Annotated in this window: 19 protein-coding genes; 6 read left to right on the top strand and 13 right to left on the bottom strand. The window is 67.7% G+C overall.

From position 1 onward, the window contains the following. Nucleotides 1-138: 138 nt before the first annotated feature. The gene (locus tag ACFO60_RS35450; RefSeq protein WP_380849894.1) at nucleotides 139-1128 is read right to left on the bottom strand and encodes a diacylglycerol/lipid kinase family protein; all 990 of its coding nucleotides are present in this window, start codon (nucleotides 1126-1128) and stop codon (nucleotides 139-141) included. 60 nt (nucleotides 1129-1188) lie between these two features. On the opposite strand from ACFO60_RS35450, the gene ACFO60_RS35445 reads away from it, so the two are divergent. After that, nucleotides 1189-1566, top strand: coding sequence for a hypothetical protein (locus ACFO60_RS35445; protein WP_380849891.1), 378 nt, complete (start codon nucleotides 1189-1191; stop codon nucleotides 1564-1566). Between the two features lie 85 nt (nucleotides 1567-1651). On the opposite strand, the gene ACFO60_RS35440 is transcribed toward ACFO60_RS35445, so the two are convergent. The 3 genes from ACFO60_RS35440 to sodN all read right to left on the bottom strand — a co-directional run bounded on the left by ACFO60_RS35440 (nucleotide 1652) and on the right by sodN (nucleotide 3518). Then, nucleotides 1652-2452: an RNA polymerase sigma factor SigF gene (locus ACFO60_RS35440; RefSeq protein ID WP_380849888.1), complete on the bottom strand. Its 801-nt coding sequence runs from the start codon at nucleotides 2450-2452 to the stop codon at nucleotides 1652-1654. After that, complete coding sequence (locus ACFO60_RS35435; protein WP_380849885.1) at nucleotides 2449-2886, bottom strand: anti-sigma factor; 438 nt, start codon at nucleotides 2884-2886, stop codon at nucleotides 2449-2451. The genes ACFO60_RS35440 and ACFO60_RS35435 overlap by 4 nt, the downstream gene beginning before the upstream one ends. A gap of 230 nt (nucleotides 2887-3116) precedes the next feature. Then, complete coding sequence (gene sodN, locus ACFO60_RS35430) at nucleotides 3117-3518, bottom strand: superoxide dismutase, Ni (protein WP_380849882.1); 402 nt, start codon at nucleotides 3516-3518, stop codon at nucleotides 3117-3119. Between the two features lie 82 nt (nucleotides 3519-3600). Here sodN and ACFO60_RS35425 point away from each other — a divergent pair, with 82 nt between their 5' ends. Further along, nucleotides 3601-3918: a S24 family peptidase gene (locus tag ACFO60_RS35425; protein WP_380849879.1), complete on the top strand. Its 318-nt coding sequence runs from the start codon at nucleotides 3601-3603 to the stop codon at nucleotides 3916-3918. A gap of 58 nt (nucleotides 3919-3976) precedes the next feature. On the opposite strand, the gene ACFO60_RS35420 is transcribed toward ACFO60_RS35425, so the two are convergent. Continuing rightward, nucleotides 3977-4519, bottom strand: a complete 543-nt coding sequence (locus ACFO60_RS35420; protein ID WP_380849876.1) for a CGNR zinc finger domain-containing protein — start codon at nucleotides 4517-4519, stop codon at nucleotides 3977-3979. 458 nt (nucleotides 4520-4977) lie between these two features. Here ACFO60_RS35420 and ACFO60_RS35415 point away from each other — a divergent pair, with 458 nt between their 5' ends. Continuing rightward, a complete protein-coding gene (locus tag ACFO60_RS35415; protein ID WP_380849993.1) occupies nucleotides 4978-6108 on the top strand; it encodes an NAD(P)-dependent malic enzyme in 1131 nt (376 codons plus the stop codon). Between the two features lie 360 nt (nucleotides 6109-6468). Next, complete coding sequence (locus ACFO60_RS35410; protein ID WP_380849873.1) at nucleotides 6469-7830, top strand: hypothetical protein; 1362 nt, start codon at nucleotides 6469-6471, stop codon at nucleotides 7828-7830. Nucleotides 7831-7985: 155 nt separating this feature from the next. Here the strand turns inward: ACFO60_RS35410 and ACFO60_RS35405 are convergent, their stop codons facing one another. The 6 genes from ACFO60_RS35405 to ACFO60_RS35380 all read right to left on the bottom strand — a co-directional run bounded on the left by ACFO60_RS35405 (nucleotide 7986) and on the right by ACFO60_RS35380 (nucleotide 18010). Then, nucleotides 7986-9062 (bottom strand): trypsin-like serine peptidase, encoded by a 1077-nt coding sequence (locus ACFO60_RS35405; protein WP_380849870.1) that lies wholly within the window; start codon nucleotides 9060-9062, stop codon nucleotides 7986-7988. 272 nt (nucleotides 9063-9334) lie between these two features. Next, entirely contained in the window at nucleotides 9335-10411 is a 1077-nt protein-coding gene (locus ACFO60_RS35400) for a trypsin-like serine peptidase (protein WP_380849867.1), read from the bottom strand. A 404-nt stretch (nucleotides 10412-10815) separates the two neighbouring features. Further along, nucleotides 10816-12351 (bottom strand): trypsin-like serine peptidase, encoded by a 1536-nt coding sequence (locus ACFO60_RS35395; RefSeq protein ID WP_380849864.1) that lies wholly within the window; start codon nucleotides 12349-12351, stop codon nucleotides 10816-10818. A gap of 647 nt (nucleotides 12352-12998) precedes the next feature. Beyond that, nucleotides 12999-14567, bottom strand: a complete 1569-nt coding sequence (locus ACFO60_RS35390) for a trypsin-like serine peptidase (protein WP_380849861.1) — start codon at nucleotides 14565-14567, stop codon at nucleotides 12999-13001. 485 nt (nucleotides 14568-15052) lie between these two features. Next, nucleotides 15053-16312 (bottom strand): trypsin-like serine peptidase, encoded by a 1260-nt coding sequence (locus tag ACFO60_RS35385; RefSeq protein ID WP_380849858.1) that lies wholly within the window; start codon nucleotides 16310-16312, stop codon nucleotides 15053-15055. Between the two features lie 189 nt (nucleotides 16313-16501). Beyond that, the gene (locus ACFO60_RS35380; protein ID WP_380849855.1) at nucleotides 16502-18010 is read right to left on the bottom strand and encodes a trypsin-like serine peptidase; all 1509 of its coding nucleotides are present in this window, start codon (nucleotides 18008-18010) and stop codon (nucleotides 16502-16504) included. A gap of 333 nt (nucleotides 18011-18343) precedes the next feature. On the opposite strand from ACFO60_RS35380, the gene ACFO60_RS35375 reads away from it, so the two are divergent. Then, nucleotides 18344-18853: an SSI family serine proteinase inhibitor gene (locus ACFO60_RS35375; protein WP_380849852.1), complete on the top strand. Its 510-nt coding sequence runs from the start codon at nucleotides 18344-18346 to the stop codon at nucleotides 18851-18853. Nucleotides 18854-19328: 475 nt separating this feature from the next. Here the strand turns inward: ACFO60_RS35375 and nfi are convergent, their stop codons facing one another. Together nfi and ACFO60_RS35365 are read right to left on the bottom strand one after the other, a co-directional pair. Beyond that, entirely contained in the window at nucleotides 19329-20057 is a 729-nt protein-coding gene (gene nfi, locus ACFO60_RS35370; RefSeq protein ID WP_380849849.1) for a deoxyribonuclease V, read from the bottom strand. 142 nt (nucleotides 20058-20199) lie between these two features. After that, entirely contained in the window at nucleotides 20200-20610 is a 411-nt protein-coding gene (locus ACFO60_RS35365) for a DUF2000 family protein (RefSeq protein WP_380849846.1), read from the bottom strand. Nucleotides 20611-20933: 323 nt separating this feature from the next. Here ACFO60_RS35365 and ACFO60_RS35360 point away from each other — a divergent pair, with 323 nt between their 5' ends. Next, a complete protein-coding gene (locus ACFO60_RS35360) occupies nucleotides 20934-21878 on the top strand; it encodes an AraC family transcriptional regulator (protein WP_380849843.1) in 945 nt (314 codons plus the stop codon). Nucleotides 21879-21893 lie beyond the last annotated feature (15 nt).

Below are 21893 nucleotides of genomic sequence, written 5' to 3'. Positions count from 1 at the left end.
GTGGTCGACTCTCAAAGGTCCTACGTTCCGACGTCACGACGAGCTTTTCAGTCGTGCCCAGGTCACGCAAGAGGTTTGGGAGAACGTTTTGCCGGTTATGGATGTCGGATGCATCACACTGTGACGGGCTTGTACCGATTAGACCAAAATTTGTAACGCAGCTGGGATGGATCGAAAGGTCACTCGCTCACGCTCGCCCAGATAGTCGCCGTCGAGCTGGAAGGCCGTGGGGCGCCGGGCGACCAGCGTGAACTCCTCCTCGTCGTGCAACTGGACCAGACCGCGGCCGCGGGGCAGGCCGAGCCGTTCGCCGATGATCTGCCGGGTCAGCCCGTACATGGTGATGATGCCCATCTTGCGCAGCCCGAGCATGTCCAGACCGGTGTCGAACCCGGCCCAGGGCGTGGGGTTGATCGGGCGGCTGCCGACGTAGGTCCACGGGGCGGTGTTGGAGATGATCGCCAGGAAGATGCCGTCTATGTCCGGCTGGTGCGGGCGTTCGAGCCGCAGCGCGGGATGGCGGCGGTCGGTGATGAGGTAGTGCCGCAACGTCGTGTTGACATAGCGGCTCGGGGACGCCTTGTACCCGGCGCCCCGCAGGCCCTCGACCGCGCGCACGACCTCGGCGTCGTACCCGAGACCCGCGCAGAAGGTGAAGTACCGGCGGTCGCGTCCCTGCCGTCCGGCGGGCGCGGGCTCCTCACCGGACGGCTCGTCGCCCATCACGCCGTCCTCCCAGATCGCCTGGCCGAGGTTGACCGTGCGGCGGCGGCCCTCGCGGATGGCCTCCAGCACCGCGCCGGTCGCCTCCACCGGATCGTTGGGCAGCCCGAGCGACCGGGCGAAGACGTTGGCGCTGCCGCCGGGGAGCACGATCAGCGCCGGTCCTGGACGGTCGCCGTCCACCATGCCGTTGACCACCTCGTTGACGGTGCCGTCGCCGCCCAGGACGGCGACGACGTCGAACCCCTTCTCGCGGGCGGTGGCCGCGAGCACGGTGGCGTGCCCGCGATGGCCGGTCTCCTCCACCGACAGGTCGACGGCGGCGCCGAGGGCGCGGATGAGGACGTCCCTCGTGCGCCGGTTGGTCGACGTCGCCGCGGGGTTGATGAGGAGGAGTGCGCGCATGCCGCCCAGCGTATCCACCGGTCGAGGACCCGCGACCTGGGTCAAGTAGGGTGACCGGATATGTCGAACCGTCCGGTGACGCTGACCGTCGCCGCCAGCATCCTCGCGGTCGAGGGCGCCACCGCCGTCGTGCTCGGCGGCTACGTCGGAGTCGAGACGATCATCGGTACCCCCGCCGACGTCAGCAGTTCGATCATCGTCGCGGCCTTCGGCGTCCTCGCCGGGGCCGCGCTGCTGTGGGTGGCCAGGGGCGCGCTTAAGGCGGCCCGGTGGAGCCGGGCGCCGGGCGTGGTCACGCAGATCTTCGCCCTGCCGGTCGCCGTCTCGCTGATCCAGTCGGACCAGGTGGTCATCGGCGTGCTCCTCGGCCTGGCCGCGCTGGCCGGGCTCGTCGCGCTGCTGGCGCCCGCCACGACACGCGCCATGATCGAAGAGTGACCGGACCGGCGGACGGCGCTCGCCGTGCTCGCCGGCCCGGGTCCTCGGGTCGGTGCGGTGTTCGCCGCCGGGTCTTGCGGCCTGCTCAGTCTTCGGCGGTGAGGCCCTCGCGGAGCTGCGCCAGGGTGCGGGCGAGCAGGCGCGAGACGTGCATCTGCGAGATGCCCAGCTCGGTGGCGATCTGCGACTGCGTCATGTTGCCGAAGAACCGCAGCAGCAGGATGCGCTTCTCGCGAGGCGGCAGGCGTTCGAGCAGCGGCTTCAGCGACTCGCGGTACTCCACGCCCTCGAGGGACTCGTCGACGATGCCGAGCGAGTCGGACACGGCGGGCGCGTCGTCGTCGCCGGAGTCGGGGGCGTCCAAGGAGACCGTCGAGTAGGCGTTGGCCGACTCGAGGCCCTCGAGCACCTCTTCCTCGGACATCTGCAGATGGGCCGCCAGCTCGGCCACGGTCGGGGCCCGGCCCTGGCGCTGGGACAGCTCGCTTATGGCCTTCGTCAGCGAGAGCTTGAGCTCTTGCAGGCGGCGCGGCACCCGCACCGCCCAGCCCTTGTCGCGGAAATGCCGCTTGATCTCGCCGACGATGGTCGGCGTGGCGTAGGTGGAGAACTCGACGCCACGCTCGAGGTCGAACCGGTCGATCGACTTGATCAGGCCGATGGTGGCGACCTGGGTCAGGTCGTCCAGCCATTCGCCCCGGTTGCGGAAGCGCCGGGCGAGGTATTCGACCAGAGGAAGGTGGAGCTCGACGAGCTCGTCGCGGATGCGCTGGCGGCGTGGGTCGTCGGGGGCCAACTCGGCCAGTTCGCCGAACAGCCCGCGTGCCCGCACCCTGTCGGGGACGGTGCTGTCACTGCCGGCCACGGCCCGGGTCCTCTCGGTCACGACAGCCTCGCAGACCCTCGGCGCTTGTGGAGCACGATCGCCATGCGATCGGGGGTGTCGGTCACGGCGTCGACGTCGTCGGCGAGCGCGGTGAGCACCATCCACGCGAAGTCGTCGCGCTTGGGCTCGGCCTGGCCGACCGTGCTCACCTCGACTCGGACGATCATCTCTTGACCGGTCAGCTCGAACTCGGCGATCAGGTCGGTGCCGGGCACCGCGTGGCCGAGCAGCATGGCGCAGGCCTCGTCGACCGCGATGCGAAGATCTTCGATCTCGTCCAGCGTGAAGTCGAGCCGTGCCGCCAGCCCGGCGGTCGCCGTGCGGAGCACGGACAGATATGCGCTGGCGGCGGGCAGGCGCACGCTCACAGCGTCACGGATCCCCGAGATGCCACCGGGGATGTCGTCCGCGCGCGTCGCTGTCTCGTCGGTCACGTTCCTCCTCGCACAGAGCTGCTGATTAGCAACTTACCGCCCCGTGCCCCATGGTGCAGGACTGGGACGCGCCGATAGTCGTGATCTTGGGGAATTGCGGCAGGTCTGCCTGACGTCCCGCTGCCCATTCCTTGACATACCGGTGCCCTGGCGTTTTCACAAGGGCGCGAAAGACCTCTGGCCTCACGCGGAAACCGCCGCGCGAGGCCAGAGAACGGGTTGCGCAAGGCTCAGGCGGCCTTGGTCTCCCAGAAGATCTTCGAGATATCGTCGATCTTCCCGAGAAGGTCCTCGGCCTTGCCCACGTCGACCGTGCCCTTGGCGCCGGCGGCGCCGGCGAGCTTGGTCGCCTCCCAGAACAGCTGGTGGAGCTGGGGGTACTGCTCGAGGTGCGGGGGCTTGAAGTAGTCGGTCCACAGCACCCACAGGTGGTGCTTGACCAGCTCGGCGCGCTCCTCCTTGATCGACAGAGCGCGGGCCCGGAACACGGGATCGTCGTTGTCGGCGTACTTCTGCATGATCGCCCTGACGGACTCCGCCTCGATGCGAGCCTGCGCGGGGTCGTAGATCCCGCAGGGGAGGTCGCAGTGCGCGGAGGCGACATGGCCCGGCCGCAGCAGTCGTGCGAGCATCGGTTTCCTTCCTTGATGCTGATAACAGACAGCACTATCGGGTTCCCAACTTACTCGCCTTGATTCGCGGAAGCTGAGGGGGATGTGGTTCATGAGGGTCCGCGTCGAAGGGGAGTCGATGCTGCCCGTCCTGCGGCCGGGCGACTGGCTCGTCGTACGGCGTGACGCGCGGATCAGGCCCGGCGACCTGGTCGTCGCCCGGCTGCCCGCGGAGCCCGCGCGGATGATCGTCAAGCGGGCGGCGTGGCGGGACGGCGACGGCTGGTGGCTGGAGAGCGAGAACCAGCGGGCGCCCGGTCGCAAGGACAGCTGGGACTTCGGCGCGGTCGCGCCCGCGCTGCTGGTCGGCCGGGTCGTGCTGCGCTACTGGCCGCTGCGGGGCGGCCCGCGCCCGCGGTGACGCGCCTGACGGCGTGAGGCTCGTGGCAAGGGTGGTGGGGGAGAGAGGCCCTGCCGGGTCAGGCGCCGTGGCCGCTCAGGTGGCGGCGGCGCGCGCGGTAGGCCGCCACGTTGGCGCGGGTGGCGCAGCGTTCCGAGCAGTAGCGGCGTGACCGGTTGGAGGAGGTGTCGAGGTAGGCCCGGCGGCACGGCGCCGCCTGGCAGACGCCGAGACGGTCGACGCCGAGATCGGTGACCAGGGTGGTGAGCCCCATGACCGCCCCGGCGGCGTACTCGTCGGACAGCCGCCCGCCCTCGGTGAGGTGCAGGTGCCAGCGCTGCCCGTCGTGGCGGGAGATCTGCGGGCGCACGGAGTGCCTGACGAGCAGTGTGTTGAGCCGGTCGACGGCTCCGTTCTCGTCGTGGCGCGCGGCCGCCGCGAACACCCCGGCGAGCTCACGCCGCAGTTCGCGCAGTGCCTCGAGGTCGGCGCGGGTGAGGCGGCTCGCCTGCCGCCCTCGCCCGGCCTCGGTGAGGAAGCGCCGCGCCCCTTCCAGGGAGTCGAGGGCGTCCTCGCTGTTGACCAGCAGCACCGCCAGCTCGGCATAGGAGGTCAGATCCACGTCGGCCCCGGAGCGGTAAGAGACGGTTCGGCTTACCGAGTATTACACGCGTCAAGGTGGGGTGGCCTGGAAAGCCGTACGGGTAAGGGTTTTCGAGCTGCCGGGTACGGCCGGGGGAATCACGACGGGAACGTCCGGGTATGAGTCTCAAACAGGGGGAGAAATAGCGATATGTCCGGATTGATGCGTCTGAACGGCGGATGTGGTGCACGGAATCGTGGCGCCGCGGCCATCGGCAGGCGTCTCGACATGTGGCACAATCAAGCAACGGGTGACCCCCGTACCCCCTCCAAGGACGACCGTCAACGACGACGGCCGCCGGGCGGCTACAGAAGCCTGGGCCTTCGTTCGCCTGCGGCGTCTACAGAAGGAATCCGTCCTTAGACACAGGGGTCGCTGTGGCAGTCACGCCGTTCACCACTTCTCTTGAAGCCCTTGATCTCGATCCCGCGTTCGCGATGCACCGCGGCGGCAAGCTCGAGGTCCGCTCCACCGTCCCGGTCCGCGATGCCGACGACCTGTCCCTCGCCTACACACCGGGCGTCGCCAGGGTCTGCACCGCCATCGCCGACCAGCCCGAACTCGTCTCCGAGTACACCTGGGTCTCCAACGTCGTCGCCGTCGTCTCCGACGGCACCGCCGTCCTCGGCCTGGGCGACATCGGCCCCGCCGCCGCCATGCCGGTCATGGAAGGCAAGGCGCTGCTGTTCAAAGAGTTCGGCAACGTGGACGCCGTCCCGATCTGCCTCGACTGCACCGACGTGGACGCCCTGGTCGAGACGGTGGTCCGGCTGGCGCCGTCGTTCGGCGGCGTCAACCTGGAGGACATCAGCGCCCCCCGCTGCTTCGAGGTCGAGAACCGCCTGCGCGGGCTGCTCGACATCCCGGTCTTCCACGACGACCAGCACGGCACCGCCATCGTGGTGCTGGCCGCGCTGCGCAACGCCGCCCGCCTGACCGGGCGCTCGCTCTCCGACCTGCGCGCCGTCGTCGCCGGCGCCGGGGCATCGGGCGTGGCCGTCACGCGCATCCTGCTGAACGCCGGCATCGGCGACATCGCCGTCTCCGACTCCAAGGGCATGATCTACCAGGGCCGCGAAGGGCTGAACCCCTACAAGGAGGCCCTCGCCAGGGACACCAACCGCGGCGGCCACACCGGCTCCACCGAAGAGGCCCTGGCCGGCGCCGACGTCTTCATCGGCCTGTCGGGCTCGACGATCTCCGAGCGGGCCGTGGCGACCATGGCCGCCGACTCCATCGTCTTCGCCCTTTCCAACCCGACGCCCGAGGTGCTCCCCGATGTGGCGCGCCGGCACGCGCGGGTGGTCGCCACCGGCAGGTCGGACTTCCCGAACCAGATCAACAACGTGCTCGCCTTCCCCGGCGTCTTCCGCGGCGCCCTGGACGTCCGCGCCTCCACGATCACCGAGAACATGAAGGTCGCCGCCGCCGACGCGCTCGCGGCCGTCGTCGGGGACGACCTGTCGGCGGACTACGTCATCCCGAGCCCGTTCGACCGGCGCGTCGCCCCCGCGGTGGTCGCCGCCGTCGCCGACCAGGCCCGTCTCGACGGCGTCGCGCGCGCGTAGCCCGCGCGAGCGCGCCGCCGCGCTCCAGGAAGAAGTCCGTCCGAACGCTCCCGCGCTCCTGCGCCGGAGGACTCCAGCGCTCCCGGGCGCCGGGACGCCATCGTGCACGGCGTCCCGGCGCCCTTCGCGTTCCGCCGGCATGCCATGTCGAACATCCCCTCCGAAATGACGCCGCTTCGTCATGAGGTATCGCTCCTAGGGTCAAGTCTTGGGAATTCCCACACCGAGTCACGCATCGTGCTATAACAAAAACCCTCCGTTACCGGCCGGGGTGGCAGTCGCGCACGAGAGCGCGCGCAGCAGGGCTCGCGGCGGAGCGCCGACAACCGATCCGCCGTGATCCTCCTTGGGGAAAGAGCGATGCGACGCGAGCACAACCTCCTTCTTCGGCACCTCATCGCCGAGGCCGGCTTCTCCCACAAGGGGCTGGCCCGCAGGCTCAACGACCTCGGAGCCGCGCGGGGCCTGACCGGCCTGAGGTACGACCACAGCTCGGTGTCGCGCTGGATCGACGGCCAGCAGCCGCGCGACCCGGTGCCGGCGCTCCTCGCCGAGATCTTCGCTCTGCGGCTCGGTCGGCCCTACACCTCGGAGGACCTCGGTATGGCGGGGGGAGCCACGCCCCTCGACCTCGGCCAGGAATTCCCACATACGTGGCAGGAGGGTGTCGAGACCGTGACAGCACTATGGAGGGCGGACCTGCAGCGGCGCAGGTTCCTCCTCGACTCCGCCTTCGCCGTCGGGGCGGGCTCGTCGGGAGCCCTGCGATGGCTCACCTTGTCCGGCGAGGACAAGCCCCACGCCTCCGGCGTACGCAAGGTCGGCGCCCACGACATCGCCGCGATCCGCGAGGTCACCCGCTCGTTCGGCGAGCTGGACAACCGCTTCGGCGGCGGCCGGGTGCGCCCGGCGGTCGTCAGATATCTCGATTCGGCCGTCGCGCCGCTGCTCAAGGACGGCATTTATGGCGAGGCCACCGGCAGGGCGCTGGCGTCGGCGGCGGCCGGGGTGACCCGGCTGGCCGGGTGGATGGCCTACGACATGGAGCAGCACGGGCTCGCCCAGCGCCACCTCATCCAGGCGCTCAGCCTGGCGCGCGGCGCGGGCGACCACGGCTTCGGCGGCGAGATCCTCGCCGGCATGGCGCACCAGGCCATATATATAGGCCGTCCCAGGCACGCCCTCGATCTCGCGAGGGCCGCCCAGGTGTCGGCCCGGCGGGCGGAGATCCCGTCCCTGCTGGCCGAGGCCTACGTGCTGGAGGCCCACGCCCACGCGGGTCTCTCCGACGGCGCGGCGTGCGCGCTCGCGCTGCACGAGGCCGACCTGGCCTTCGACCGGCGCAGCCCCGAGGAGGAGCCCGAGTGGATCCGCTACTTCGACGAGGCGTATCTGGCGGCCAAGTACGCCCACTGCTTCCGCGACCTCGGTGACGGGGCGCAGGCCGTGCGGTACGCGCGCCGCTCCCTCGACATGGACGGACGCTTCGTGCGGGGGCGCATGTTCAACCTGTCCCTGCTGGCCTCGGCGCACGCCATCTGCGGGGATGTCGAGCAGGCCTGCCATGTGGGCGGCTCCGCCCTCGACCTCGCGGCCGGCCTTTCGTCCGTGCGCACCAGGTCCTATGTCGCCGACCTGCGACGGCGGCTCGCGCCCTTGAGCAAGGAGCCCGAGGTGGCCACGCTGGTGCGGCGCAGCAGAGAACTGGCCCCGGCGGCGTAGCGGCCGGGAACGAGGCCGGCCCGGCCCCAGGAGTCCTGGGGCCGGGCCGGTCGGGCGATGACGGCGCCCTGCCGCGTGCTCGGCGCGGGGCGTGCCCTGCCGCTCGGTGAGCGGCGCGGTCACGCCCTTGCCGTCCGCCCAGCGCGGGAAGGCGCTCAGCGGATGGGGCCGGACCAGAGGTTGGCGGCCTTGCGGTAGACGGCGTAGGTCTCGCTGTCGAAGTACGGCGAGGTGCTGAAGTCATAACGGCCGTTGCCGTCGGAGTCGCCGATGAGGCTCGTCACGCCGTTGACGTAGCCCAGCCGCTTGGTGCTGCTGTACTTGGCGATCCACGGGCCGCCCGCGGAACCGGCGGTCATGGAGCACTTCAGCGCGATCTGCGCCTCGGCCTTGTAGGCGGCCGTGACGCCCGCGGGCTTGGTCGTGCCGTAGCACCACTTCGGCGTGACACCGGTGAACGGCCTGTCGCCGTCAGGGTGCCGGCCGGCGGGGTAACCGAACGCGTAGACCGACTGGCCGATCTTCTGGTTCCAGGCGAAGCCCTGGCCGCCGACGTTGTCGCCCAGGCGGCCGCGGTCCTTCCAGGTGCGTGCGTCGATGCCGTTGTAGACCGTGACGAAGGCGTAGTCGCTGTCGTAGTCCTCGTAGTTGGCGAAGTCGAAGTGCGTGTAGGCCGACTTGCCGACGTAGATGCCGTAGGGCGCCTTGCCCTGGTAGAACGCCGGGACGAACACCCAGCGGTCCAGGGTGTCGCGGTTGCGGTCGGTGTCGTACACGCAGTGCCCCGCGGTCGCGACGAGGTTGTGGTACTTCGACTGGATCGAGGACGCCGAGCACCAGTAGGGCCTGCCGTCGACGCGGAAGAACACCTTGCCGATGGTGCGCGGCAGGTTGACGTTCTTCACCTTGGTCGGGGTGACCTTCTCCTGGCCGATCGGCGGCACGACGCCGGTCTTGCCGTCGGGCTTGGCGTCACTCCCGCCGAACTTGACCTTTCCGTTGACGGAGGAGTCGTTGGAGTAGCGGGTGGCGGCCTTGAGCTGCCGTCCGCCGTTCGCGCTCCAGAACTTCGCGGTCTCGCTCGCCTTGGCCTTGCTGGAGGCGAGGGAGACGTTCGTCGGCTGGGGCTTGGCCGTGGCCCCGGCGGACGAGGTGAGAGCGGCGCCGATCATGCCGGTGGCGGTGATGGCGGCACCGAGAGGGAGGATGAGCTGTCTTGCTCGGATACTCATAAAGCTCCTCTTGTTCTGACAAGGAACATCACTTATGTCCCATGCGTCCCAAAGGGGATAACTTGAGCCTATGTCATTTCTTTACTTAGGCCGTATGAGCAGTGTGGATAATCGGACATAAACCATGTAATGGGATATTAAGTAAGCAAACCCTCACTGAATGGTGAGGTTGACAAAACGAAAGGCCCGGCCGAAGCCGGGCCCTCGTCGCACCCTGCTCAGGGGGTGCGGAACGTCACCTCACGCTCAAGGGACGCGGAGGTCACGCGAGCTCACTTGCCGATCTTGCCCGAGGCCAGGTTCGCGGCCGCGCTGTAGATCGAGTAGGTCTCGCTGTCGAAGTACGGCGAGGTGGCGAAGTCGAACCGGCCGTTGGCGTCGGAGTCGCCGACCAGGCTCGTCACGCCGTTGATGTAGCCGACGCGCTTGGTGCTGCTGTACTGCGTGATCCAGGGGCCGCCGGAGGAGCCCGCGGTCATGGAGCACTTCAGCCCGATCTGCGCCTCGGCCTTGAAGCCGGAGACGGTCCCGGCCGCGGAGGTCTTGCCGTAGCAGTACTTCGGCGTCAGACCGGTGAAGGGCTTGTCGCCGTCGGGGTGCGGGCCGGCGGGGTAGCCGAACGCGTACACGGTCTGGCCGATCTTCTGGTTCCAGGCGAAGCCCTGGCCGCCGACGTTGTCGCCGAGGCGGCCGGTGTCCTTCCAGGTCCACGGCTCGACACCGTTGTACACGGTGACGAAGGCGTAGTCGCTGTCGAAGTCCTCGTAGTTGGCGAAGTCGAAGTGCGTGTAGGCCGACTTGCCGACGTAGATGCCGAACGGCGCCTTGCCCTGGTAGAACGCCGGGATGAACACCCAGTGGTCGAGGGTGTCGCGGTTGGCGTCGGTGTCGTACACGCAGTGCCCGGCGGTGGCGACCAGGTTGCGGTACTTGCCCTGGACGGAGGAAGCGGAGCACCAGTAGAAGTGGCCGTCCAGGCGGAAGAACACCTTGCCGATGGTGCGCGGCAGGTTGACGTTCTTCACCTTGGTCGGGACGACCTTCTCCTGGCCGATCGGCGGCACGACGCCGGTCTTGCCGTCGGGCGCGGCGTCGCCGCCGCCGAGGCGGATCTTGCCCTTCACCGAGGCGTCCTCGGTGTACTTGGTGGCGGCCTTGAGGGCCTTGCCGCCGTCGGCCGCCCAGAACTTCACCGTCTCCAGGGCCGCGGTGGTGGTGGCCATGCTGTCCGCGGCCGGCTCGGCCGCCGCGGAGGCGCTCGCGCCGGTGGTGAGGGATGCCGCGATCATGCCGGCGGCGACGGCGGCGCCGCCGAGAGGGAGCACGAATCGCTTGACTCGGGTGTTCAATGAGACTCCTTGTTCTGCCGCAGAAGATGACTCCTGCCCCACTGATCCCAAAAGGGACAGTAGGCAACCTATCGGGCTGATCATGAGAAACGAGTCGTAAGACTCAACAGAACGTCGATCTGGCTGGTCCGGAGGGTCCGGCGGGACGTCCGGGACGGATCCGCCGGGCCGGGCTCGCACAGGTGGAAACGGTCCAAAGCCGTGTGCGCGAGGCGAGGGGCTGGAGTACACGTTTCGCGTGATGTGACGTAAATCACGCCATCGCTGCCGTCTCGGTGCTCCGCCGTCTCCACCGTGAACAGCTGGAACGACGGAGATGGGCCCACAAAAGGCCGCAGGGCCCGGCACGAATGCCGGACCCTGCGGTTTACAGCTCGGGTCTGCCGTTCCTAATTCTGAGAACGTCAGGCCTTCTGGACGACAGCGCCGTCCTTGGTCACGATCGAGCCGGACCAGAGGTTGGCGGCCGACTTGTAGATCGAGTAGGTCTCGGTGTCGAAGTACGGCGAGGTGCTGAAGTCGATGCGGCCGTTCGTGTCGGCGTCGCCGATGAGGCTGGAGACACCGTTGATGTAGCCGAGACGCTTCGTGCTGCTGTACTTCAGGATCCACGGCGCACCGGAGGAGCCGGCGGTCATGGAGCACTTGAGACCGATCTGAGCCTCGGCCTTGAACGCGGCGGCGGCCTTGGCGGCGAAGGTCTTGCCGTAGCACCACTTCGGCGTCACACCGGTGAACGGCTTGTCACCGTCGGGGTGCGGGGCCGCGGGGTAGCCGAAGATGTAGACCGGCTGGCCGACCTTCTGGTTCCAGGTGAAGCCCTGGCCGCCGACGTTGTCGCCCAGGCGACCCGCGTCCTTGTAGTACTCGATGAAGTAGACCGTCTTGTAGTACTTGACCGTCGAGGTCTTCTCCACCTTGTACACGAGGAAGAAGCGCGTGATGGTGTACGCGCTGTCCTCGATCTTCTTGTAGCCCTTGCCGTTGTAGGCGTCGTACTCTTCCTTGCTGACGATCTTCTTCTCGGTCAGCTCGGGCGCCTGGTGGAAGTTCTGGTTGGCCGGAACGTTGGCGGCGGCGTCGTACTCGTCCTTGGTGACTTCCTTGGTCGCCGTGACGGCGTTCGGGGTCGTCCAGGGAACGATCTTCTCGGAGGCGGAGTCCTTGACGAAGACGGGAGCGTCCTTGCCGAACTCGTCGACGAGCTGCTTGTACTCCTTCTCCGTGATCTCGACGTCCTTGCCGTACTTGTAACCTTCCCACTCGTCGAAGGTCTTCTTGGTGACCTGCTTCTCGCCGGCGTAGGAGATGCCGTTGTAGACGGTCACGAAAGCGTAGTCGCTGTCGTAGTCCTCGTAGACGGCGAAGTCGTAGTGGGTGTAGGCGGCCTTACCCACGTAGATGCCCCAGGGGGTCTTGCCCTGGTAGTAGCCCGGGATGAAGACCCAGTTGTCGAGCGCGCCGTTCTGAACACCCTCGTCGAACACGCAGTGTCCGGCGGTGGCGACCAGGTTGCGGTACTTGCCCTGGACGGAGGACGCGGAGCACCAGTACTCCTTGTCGCCCACCGTGAAGAAGACCTTGCCGATGGTCTTCGGCAGGTTGACGTTCTTCACCTTGGTCGGGGTGACCTTCTCCTGACCGGTCGGCAGGATGGAGCCGGCCTTGCCGTCAGGAGCGGCGTCGCCGCCACCGAGCTTGACCTTGCCCGACACCTGCTGGTCGCCGGTGAACTGCGCGGCCGCCTTCAGGTTCGCGCCACCGTTGGACTTCCAGTAGTTGGCGACCTTCTGAGCGCTGGTCGCGGAAGCCAGGGACACCATCTTCTTCTGCGGCGCGGTGGCGGCATTGGCGGAGGTGACCAGGGTGGCGCCGATCATGCTGGTGGCGGCGAGAGCGCCACCGAGCGGGAGGGCGAGACGCTTGACTCGGGTGTTCAAGGAAACTCCTTGGGCTGTCGTGGAACGCATCTTGCGTGCCATGCGTCAGTAAAGGGATAGCCATGAAGATAGCGAGTAGATCTTGAGCTGTGGGGCCGTTTCGGGGGGAATTTTGGCCTTCGCCCGGGCGTGACCTTTTCGTAACCCCGCAGTCAGGTGAGTCATCCCTCTGCGGTCGCCCAAGATCGCCCCTTAGTCGCAGATCAGAGGGGCTTGGCAGTGGCTGGTTCGGTTGTGACGTAAGTGGTCGGTTACGTCCGGGATGTCGATGGGTGTGACGCAGATCACATCAACCAGATGGAGCCGAATCAGGGTCTCGCTACGTCTAAGCGCCCTGCGAAGGCACTCGACCCTCTCCGAGACGCCTTCGAGCTCACGTGGCGAGCTGGGCGGGGCTCCGGGACCCCGCGACCGGGTCCGCCACAGAAGCGCCTCGTAGGTGGTCTCCACAGCCCGTTCGCCATCTGCGATCTACACCGCCGGGGGACGAGCTCGCTCGGCTGGACGGATTCTGCGCGGGAACGAGTTCGCTTGGTCGGGACAGGTTCGGCACCGGCCGGCGCCGTACAACGCGAAGCGGGGCCCGGCACGAATGCCGGGCCCCGCTAAGAAACTACTGGACTGCTCTGCTCTAGCTGGCTAGAACGTCAGGCCTTGGTGACGACGTCGCCGTCCTTGGTCACGATCGAGCCGGACCAGAGGTTGGCGGCCGACTTGTAGATCGAGTAGGTCTCGGTGTCGAAGTACGGCGAGGTCGCGAAGTCGATGCGGCCGTTCGTGTCGGCGTCGCCGATGAGGCTGGTGACACCGTTGATGTAGCCGAGACGCTTCGTGCTGCTGTACTTGAGGATCCAGGGGCCACCGGAGGAGCCGGCGGTCATGGAGCACTTGAGACCGATCTGGGCCTCGGCCTTGAACTTCGCGGCCGCGGCGGCAGCGAAGGTCTTGCCGTAGCACCACTTCGGCGTCACACCGGTGAACGGCTTGTCACCGTCGGGGTGCGGGGCCGCGGGGTAGCCGAAGGCGTAGACCGGCTGGCCGACCTTCTGGTTCCAGGTGAAGCCCTGGCCACCGACGTTGTCGCCCAGGCGACCCGCGTCCTTGTAGTACTCGATGAAGTAGACCGTCTTGAAGTACTTGACGGCGCCCGGGGAGACGATCGCCTTGTACTCGACGAAGTAGTGCTCGATGGTGTAAGCGCCATCGACGATCTTCTTGTAGCCCTTGCCGGTGTAGGCGTCGTACTGCTCCTTGGTCACGACGTCAGCCTTGACCTGGGGGAAGCTCTTGTAGTTGGCCTGGTTGAAGTTGTGGTTGCCGTTGCCGGCAGCCGCGAACTCGTCCTTGGTCACTTCCTTGGTGTACAGCTTGACCTCGCCCGCGGGGGTCTTGCCCAGCGGAGTGCTGTAGGGCACGACCTTCTCGGCGTCGGGGTCGGCCTTCGCGAAGACCGGAGCGTCCTTGCCGAACTCGTCGACGAGCTGCTTGTACTCCTTCTCCGTGATCTCGACGTCCTTGGCGTACTTGTAGCCGCCCCACTCGTCGAAGGTCTTCTTGGTGACCTGCTTCTCGCCGGCGTAGGCGATGCCGTTGTAGACGGTCACGAAAGCGTAGTCGCTGTCGTAGTCCTCGTAGACGGCGAAGTCGTAGTGGGTGTAGGCGGCCTTACCCACGTAGATGCCCCAGGGGGTCTTGCCCTGGTAGTAGCCCGGGATGAAGACCCAGTTGTCGAGCGCGCCGTTCTGAACACCCTCGTCGAACACGCAGTGTCCGGCGGTGGCGACCAGGTTGCGGTACTTGGCCTGCACGGAGGACGCGGAGCACCAGTACTCCTTGTCGCCCACCGTGAAGAAGACCTTGCCGATGGTCTTCGGCAGGTTGACGTTCTTCACCTTGGTCGGGGTGACCTTCTCCTGACCGGTCGGCAGGATGGAGCCGGCCTTGCCGTCAGGAGCGGCGTCGCCGCCACCAAGCTTGATCTTCTGGTTGGTCTGCTCGGCGCCGGTGAACTGCGCGGCCGCCTTCAGGTTCGCGCCACCGTTGGACTTCCAGTAGGTGGCGATCTTCTGAGCGTTGCTGGCGGAAGCCAGGGACACCATCTTCTTCTGCGGCGCGGTGGCGGCATTGGCGGAGGTGACCAGGGTGGCGCCGATCATGCTGGTGGCGGCGAGAGCGCCACCGAGCGGGAGGGCGAGACGCTTGACTCGGGTGTTCAAGGAAACTCCTTGGGCTGGCGTGGAACGCTTCCTGCGCCCCATGCGTCAGTAAAGGGATAGCCATGAAGATACAGAGAAGATCTTGATGGCGGTAACCCGGAACGTGATGATTTTGTGGGCTTCGTCCTGCGTGATCTTTCTGTGATCGTCGTGCGAGCAGACAGCGGATGTCAGGATCTCTGTGACTCGCGCGCATTCGCCCAGATGAGACCAGGTTTGAGACCTTTGGTGCGCATGTGGCGGGAGTCAACCAGGGCTTGACCGGAGAGCTGCCGGTGTGACGCACATCACACGGAACCGAGGGAGCCGAATGGGTGGGTGGTCACGTCTAAGGGGCTCGCGGGCGCGGCGAAACAGACAAAACGCCCGTTTCTCAACTGGGTCGGGGATGGAACGGACCAACCTGGGGCTGCTCTCCACCACCCGAGACGTTCAGGGTGCCGATGGCCACAGGTGCTGCCTCGACGCGCTCCGCGGACGCGGGATCAGCTGGTCTTCTGCCGGGAGGCGTAGGAGTAGACCAGGTAGGTGGCCTTGTCGAAGTACGGCGAGGACACGCCGTCGGAGCGGCCGTCGCCGTCAAGGTCCCACGTCAGGCTGTTGACGCCGTTGAGGTAACCGATGCGCTTGGTGCCGCTGTACTTGATCACCCACGGGCCGCCGCTCGCGCCGGCCGTGAACGCGCACCCTCGGAACAGCACGCCGCCGTTGAGCTCCCACTTCTCCGTGGAGATCTTCCTGGTGGCGCGGGTGAGGCAGGACTGCATGGTCCGCCCGTCGAACGGCCTGGTGCCGTTCGGATGCGGGCCGGCGGGGTAGCCGAAGGCGTACGCGGCGACGGTGTATCCCCTGTTCCAGGCGAAACCCTGGCCGCCGACCTTGGTCTCCATCACGCCGGTGTCGACGCGCTTGTACGTCGGCAGGCCCTTGGCGTCCTTCTTGGGGGCGCCGTTCGCGTCGTAGTCGGGCTCCCACTTGTAGCCCCGGTGGACGGTGACGAAGGCGTAGTCGAAGTCGAAGTCGCCCGTGGCCGCGTAGGTGTCGTTGAGGTACAGCGTGTGCCCGACGTAGATGCCGAACGGCGTCTGCCCATCGGCGTAGGACGGGATGAAGATCCAGTAATCGACCGGCTTGCCGTTCTTCACGTCGTACGCGCAATGGCCCGCGGTGGCGACGACGTTGCCGTATTTCGAGTGCACGGACGACGCCGAGCACCAGTACTCGGTGGTGCCGTTGCGGAAGAAGACCTTGCCCACGGTGAGCGGCAGGTTGACGTTGCGGGAGTTCACCGTCTTCGGGGCGGCCTTCAGCGGGACGGTTCCGGGCACCGCCGTGGTCGCGGCCGGAGCCTTGGACGTCGTGTCCGCCTTCGCGGCGGCCGTGGTCACCGTGGAAGCGGCGCCGGCGCCCTTCGCGCCGGCGGCCCGGCTGGGCGCGGTGCTCGCGCTGGGCGCGGTGCTCGCGCTGGGCGCGGTGCTCGCGCTGGGGGCGGGCGTCCCGGGAGCGGCGGCGGAGGTCTGGGGTGCGTAACTGCTGGCGCGCTTCAGCCGGTCGGGCGTCCACCATTCGACGACCCTCTGCATGTCGGTGTCGCTCTGCGCCAAGGGGACGGACGTGATGCCGGCGGGCGCGGAACGGGCCGCGGCCAGCGCTCCGGTCGATGCCGGGCCCGCGGACAGGATCACGCTCGCGGCAGCCAGTGCGCCGCAGAGAGTGAGCGCGAACCGTCTCGCACGGGGGGGCATTTCGTACCTTCCAAGGGTCAGTCGTCAGCGGACAGCAGTGAAGGGCGATTTTTCCAGATCATTTGCTGAACGGCACTGTACTTGGCTGACCTGGGTTCACTTCGTTATGGGGAGTGGCCGGCGATCGACGGACTGCCCCGGTAGGGGGCCGGACATGCGCCCGTGCCCCCTACCATGCCCTAAGATCGGTCAGCTTGTCGTAAGCTTCCCGGTCCACAGGCTCGCGGCGGCCTTGTAGACGCCGTAGGTGTCGCTGTTGAAGTACGGCGTCGTGATGTGGTCGTAGCGACCGTTGCCGTCGGTGTCGAGAGTCAGGCTCACGACGCCGTTGAGGTAGCCGGTCCGGTTCGCGTTCTTGTACACGATGAGGAACGGGCCGCCGGTCGCGCCAGGGGTGAAGGCGCACTTGATGGCGAGCTGCTCCTCGGCCTTGTACTTGGACACGGCCGGGGCGGCGGCCGTCTGCCCGTAGCACCACTTCATGGTCTCGCCGGTGTAGGCCTTGTTGCCGTCGAGGTGCGAAGCGGTCGGGTAGCCGAAGCTGAACTGCTTCGCCTTCGTGCTGCGGTTCCAGGTGAAGCCCTGGCCGCCGACGTTGTCGCCGAGACGGCCCGCGGCCACGAAGGTCTTGATGGTGAACACGGTCTTGTAGTACTTGACCGTGGTCGCCTTCTTCACCCAGTACTTCACGTAGTAATGGGTGATGGTGTAGGCCGAGTCGACGATCTTCTTGTAGCCGGGGCCCGTGTACTTGTTGTACGTGACCTCGTCCACGAACTCCGTGGCGGTCTTGGCCGGCGCCTTCGCGTAGTTCACCTTGGCGTTGGCCGCGGGGGCCTTGTCGTACTCGTCCTTGGTGACTTCCTTCAGGACCTTCTGGCCGCCGGCGGCGCCCCAGGGAAGGACGGTCTCGGAGCCGGTCGACTTGGACCAGGCGTCGGCGGTCTCGCCGCCCTTCTCGTCGACCTTCTTCTGGTACTCGTCCTTGGTGATCTCGACGTCCTTGGCCCACTTGGGACCCTTGTAGGCGTCGAAGGTCGCCTTGTCGACGGTCTTCTCGCCGGTCTGCTTGATGCCGTCGTAGACGTTGACGAAGGCGTAGTCGAAGTCGTAGTCCTCATAGACCGTGAAGTCGCTGTGGAGGTTGACCTTCGCGCCGACGTAGATGCCCCACGGCGCCTTGCCCTGGTAGTAGCCGGGGATGAAGACGAAGTTGTCGACGTACTTGTTCTTGTCCGTGTCGTACACACAGTGCCCGGCCGTGGCGACCAGGTTGTGGTACTTCGACTGGACGGAGGTGCCGGAGCACCAGTAGGGCTTGCCGTCGACCTGGAAGAACACCTTGCCGACGTTGGTCGGCAGGTTGACGTTCTTCGACGTTCCGGCGGTCTTGTCGCCGTCGCCGGTCGGGGCGATGGAGCCGGCCTTGCCGTCGGCGGAGGCCTTGCTCGTGCTCGCCTTCAGCTTCGCCGACAGCGAGGAGTCCTCGTTGTAGTGCGTCGCCGCCTTGAGCTTGCTGGGGGTCCAGGCGCCCGCGATGGCCTTCGCGTCGGTCCCGTTGTTCGCCAGCTTGCCGGACTTCACCGGGGTGGGCTTGGTCTCGGCACTGGCGGTGGTGGTGAGGGTCGCGCCGATCATGCCGGTGGCGATGAGGGCGCCACCGAGAGGGAGGATCAGGCGCTTTGCTCGGGTGTTCATTGAACTCCTTCTATGTCATGGGTTGCCCGGGAAGGACCCATGCGTACGTAAAGAGACCTGACGACCGTACTGCGACGATCTTGGCCACTGACCCCCAAATGGGACAAAACGACCGGTGTGTTACCTGGTTGTTATGAAACCGGTGGAACCGGAGAGATATCTGGTGCGTCGCATTCGGCTTGTCGCTCGGCTCTCAGGACGGTTCGCCACGCTGCCTGAGCGCATGACGGCACCCCCGGGCGGGATTGCGGCGCCACAGATGACGAGAACGTTCGACCCAAAGGGCGGGAGGACGCCGACCGCCACCATCGCGAGAAAGATCGGGGGAAACGCATGCGACGCCTCGCAACGGGCCTGACCTGCGCGGTCCTGCTCCTCGGCGCAGCGGCGGCCCTGTCGCCGACGCCCACCACCGACACCGCCGCCATCCCCCGGCAGCTCCCGGCGGGCCCGGCCGCCGAGACCATCCCCCGGGTCCCGATCGAGGAGACCGCCTTCGGATCCGCGATCCGCGAGGCGCCGGCCAAGGGGGTGAGCCGCGTGCTCCTGCTGACGGTCGCCAGGGGCGAGTCGCCCACCCCCGCCGACAAGGCCGTCCTCCTCCAATGCGGCCCGCCCTCCGGCGGCCACCCGAAGGCCGCCGACGCCTGCAAGCAACTCGAACGCGTCTCTGCCGACCTGAACGAGCTGCACGTCTCCCCGGACGCCAACTGCACCAAGGAGTACGACCCCGTCACCGTCTTCGGCGCCGGCCTGTGGGACAGCAGCCGCCTGTCCTACGAACGCACCTTCGGCAACCGCTGCGAACTGAAAGCCGTCACCGGCGCCGTCTTCGGCTTCTGACACCCCGATGCGCAATTCAAGAGGTTGACGAGGGTCGGGACATGAGTCACATTCCCGCTGGTCGGCTCGCTGACCCCGACGTTGGGCGCGTACGCGACCTCGGGGGTCGGTGTCGTCACGTCCTGTACTGGTTCCAGGTCTGCTCGGGGCATCGGGTCCGTCCGGGACCTGGGACTGGTGTGAGATCAGCGGCCTGGGTGGCAGGACCACGTGGGACGTCCCGGCAGGCAACCTGGGCTGGGGCAAGACCCACTGGTGATCGGTCCAGGTCGAGGACACCTCCAACGGGCTCGCCGGCACCCCGGGCGGTCAATGGGTCACCGAGTACGACCTGCTCGGAGAACCCCGGGCCGCCGTGGACCCGACGGGCGCGGCTGAAACGGAACTGGTCTTCTGGACGGATGTCTGGCACCTGCACGCATCTACTGATGGATGACTCAGCGCGTTTTGGCCCCTTCGACCGCTACGTTGACGGTTATGCCGGTCGTGACTGGTAGCCGTCGGGCGGCCTCGGGTCGGAGACCAGGTACGTTTGTGGCGATTTGAGGGTGCGGCGGGAGGTCTGGTCGGCGAGGCGTATCGGCTGGGGGATGCGGTAGCGCGGGGTGCTGTTCAGGGTCACCTCGCATGCGACTTCCAGGCTCATCATGTGGCCGATCGACACGAAGACCGGTTTGACCTGGGCGGCGGTTCTGAGGACGCTTCCGATGACCTCTCCCTGGTCGGTGAGGGGTGAGCGGTCTCCCTTCGAGGGTCCCGGTTCCTCGTACGTGCCGATGAGTGCCTGTTTGGCTACGCCGATCGTCGGGATCTGGGTCACCACGCCGAGATGGCAGGCGAGACCGAATCTGCGGGGGTGCGCGATGCCGTGGCCGTCGCACATCAGCAGGTCGGGTAGGTGGTCGACCTTCTCCAGGGCGGCGAGGAGCGGGGGGAGTTCCCGGAAGGAGAACAGGCCGGGGAGGTAGGGGAACCTCGGCTTGGCCTCGTGCACGACGACGTCCTGGACCTCCAGCGTGGCGGCGTCGAGCACGACCACGGCGGCGATGAGCCGGTCATCGTCCTTGCTGTAGGTGACGTCGAGGCCGGCCAGGCGCCGGATCTCGGGGACGGCCGGGCCGGTGCGCGTGACGGAACGGCGCAGCCGGGACTGGAGGGCGGTGGCCTCTTCCGCGCCGGCGGGCCATGGTTCGCGGAAGTTCACGTCGGATCACACCTGGCCGAGTGGAGGCGGAGGGCGGCATCGAGTTCGCCGAGGATGGCGATCTCCGATCCTAACCGCGCTGCCCTCCGACCCCGGGCTTGGTCACCGGCAGGTGGCATGGAGGCCGTCGCGTCTGTCTCGGTCAGGGGTGGAGGGAGAGGCCCTTGAGGGTTTTGTCGAGGAGGTTCTTGGGGGCGTGGAGGGCCAGGCCGACGAGGGGGAGGGTTTCGGCGGGGTGGGCCTGGACGGTGGCGCGGTTGGCTTCGTCGTGGCCGGTCTTGAACATGTCCTCGATGTAGACGGCTGTGGGGATGCTCCGGGCGAGGGCCTTGGTGTGCGTGCGGGCGAGGCCTTCGGCGTCGGTGGCGTAGACGAGGACCGGCTGGCGGAACATGGCGAGGTAGGCGTTGCCGGAGGCGTCCGCGTACGGCTCGCCGATGACCTCCTCGGAGGTCGCGGCGATGGCACTGGCCAGGAACGCGGTCACGTTGAGCTTCTGCCAGACGGCCAGGTCTTCCCGGACGACGATGGCGATCTTCGTGTCGAAACGCATGGTGAGCAGCTTGGCGACAGCCGGGGCTCGGCGTCTTGTACGCCGGTGCGAGCCGCGGTGACGGTCTTGGACGCGGGGCCGCGGTGACGATCCCGAAATGAGGCGCCGTGACAGCGTTGGATGTGGGTTGCGGTGATGATCCCGATATGGCGGCCGTGACGGCCTTGGGTGTGAGGTCGCGGCGACCTTCCGATATGAGGCGCCGTGACGGTCTTGGAGGTGGGGTCGCGGCGACCTTCCGATGTGGGCGACCGTAGCGGTCTTTATGGGGGACTCAGGTGTAGGCCGGCCGGTGGGGGACGGGGGGCTTCAGAATGGAGGGCATGGGAGGGGACTGGGCGCGGTACTGGCGGGCCGCCGATCGGCCGTTGGAGGCGATGCACGCGCACTTCACTCGGCACGTCTACCACCGGCACAGCCACGAGACGTACTCCTTCGGGGTGACGGAGGACGGCGCACAGAACTTCACCTGCCGGGGCGCCGCTCGCACGAGCGCGGCCGGCATGGTGATGGTGTTCAACCCCGACGATCCGCATGACGGGCACGCGGCGGACCAGGTGGGTTTCACCTACCGCATGGTGCATATCGGCCCTGAACTGGTCGCCGAGGTGGTGGGGGAGGCCGCGGGCAGGCGGATGGGGCTGCCGCTGTTCACCGAGCCGGTGGTGACGGATCCGCTGCTGGCCGATCGCCTGCGGCGGTTGCACATGGCGCTGGTCGGGGACGGGGAGGCGACGGCGCTGCGCCGGGACGAGGTGCTCGACGCGGCCGTGCCGGCCATGGTGCGCCATGCGAGCGGGCGCGTGCCGGTGTCCCTCGCCGGGCGGGGCCGGCGCCCGTCCGACCTTGCGGCCGTGTGGCCGGGCGCCGGCGGCAGGGCGGGCCCCGCGGAGGCCGGTACGGCGCGCGTGGCGCGGGAGCTGCTGCACGACCTGGAGGGCGACGTGGTCTCGGCGAACGACCTCGCGGCGGCCACCGGGCGCAGCCGGTTCGCCGTCTACCGCGCGTTCCACGAGATGTACGGCATGTCGCCCAGTGACTATCAGCGCCAGCTCCGGCTGCGCGCGGCACGCAGGCTCCTCGCCCAGGGGCGGTCGCCGGCGGACGCCGCGGCGGCGACCGGCTTCACCGACCAGAGCCACCTGACCCGCTGGTTCGCCCGCTGCTACGGAGTGACCCCCGGCGCCTACCGCCGAGCGGTCGCAGCCCCCGCTGAAGCTGAAAGGGACGGCTCAGCCGTCCACTTCCACACGGACTCCGTCTCCTGAACGAAGTACGCAAGG

The organism is Sphaerisporangium dianthi (assembly GCF_042654065.1).
GTDB classification, from domain to species: Bacteria; Actinomycetota; Actinomycetes; order Streptosporangiales; family Streptosporangiaceae; genus Sphaerisporangium; species Sphaerisporangium dianthi.
The sequence above is the reverse complement of the archived record's forward strand: the minus strand, read 5'-3'. Positions and strand labels throughout refer to the sequence as shown.

Coding starts and splice junctions, on each gene's coding strand:
- ACFO60_RS35450 (WP_380849894.1), bottom strand. CDS start 1,128: ATGCGCGCACTCCTCCTCATCAACCCCGCGGCGACGTCGACCAACCGG.
- ACFO60_RS35445 (WP_380849891.1), top strand. CDS start 1,189: ATGTCGAACCGTCCGGTGACGCTGACCGTCGCCGCCAGCATCCTCGCG.
- sodN (WP_380849882.1), bottom strand. CDS start 3,518: ATGCTCGCACGACTGCTGCGGCCGGGCCATGTCGCCTCCGCGCACTGC.
- ACFO60_RS35425 (WP_380849879.1), top strand. CDS start 3,601: ATGTGGTTCATGAGGGTCCGCGTCGAAGGGGAGTCGATGCTGCCCGTC.
- ACFO60_RS35415 (WP_380849993.1), top strand. CDS start 4,978: ATGCACCGCGGCGGCAAGCTCGAGGTCCGCTCCACCGTCCCGGTCCGC.
- ACFO60_RS35410 (WP_380849873.1), top strand. CDS start 6,469: ATGCGACGCGAGCACAACCTCCTTCTTCGGCACCTCATCGCCGAGGCC.
- ACFO60_RS35405 (WP_380849870.1), bottom strand. CDS start 9,062: ATGAGTATCCGAGCAAGACAGCTCATCCTCCCTCTCGGTGCCGCCATC.
- ACFO60_RS35385 (WP_380849858.1), bottom strand. CDS start 16,312: ATGCCCCCCCGTGCGAGACGGTTCGCGCTCACTCTCTGCGGCGCACTG.
- ACFO60_RS35380 (WP_380849855.1), bottom strand. CDS start 18,010: ATGAACACCCGAGCAAAGCGCCTGATCCTCCCTCTCGGTGGCGCCCTC.
- ACFO60_RS35375 (WP_380849852.1), top strand. CDS start 18,344: ATGCGACGCCTCGCAACGGGCCTGACCTGCGCGGTCCTGCTCCTCGGC.
- ACFO60_RS35365 (WP_380849846.1), bottom strand. CDS start 20,610: ATGCGTTTCGACACGAAGATCGCCATCGTCGTCCGGGAAGACCTGGCC.
- ACFO60_RS35360 (WP_380849843.1), top strand. CDS start 20,934: ATGGGAGGGGACTGGGCGCGGTACTGGCGGGCCGCCGATCGGCCGTTG.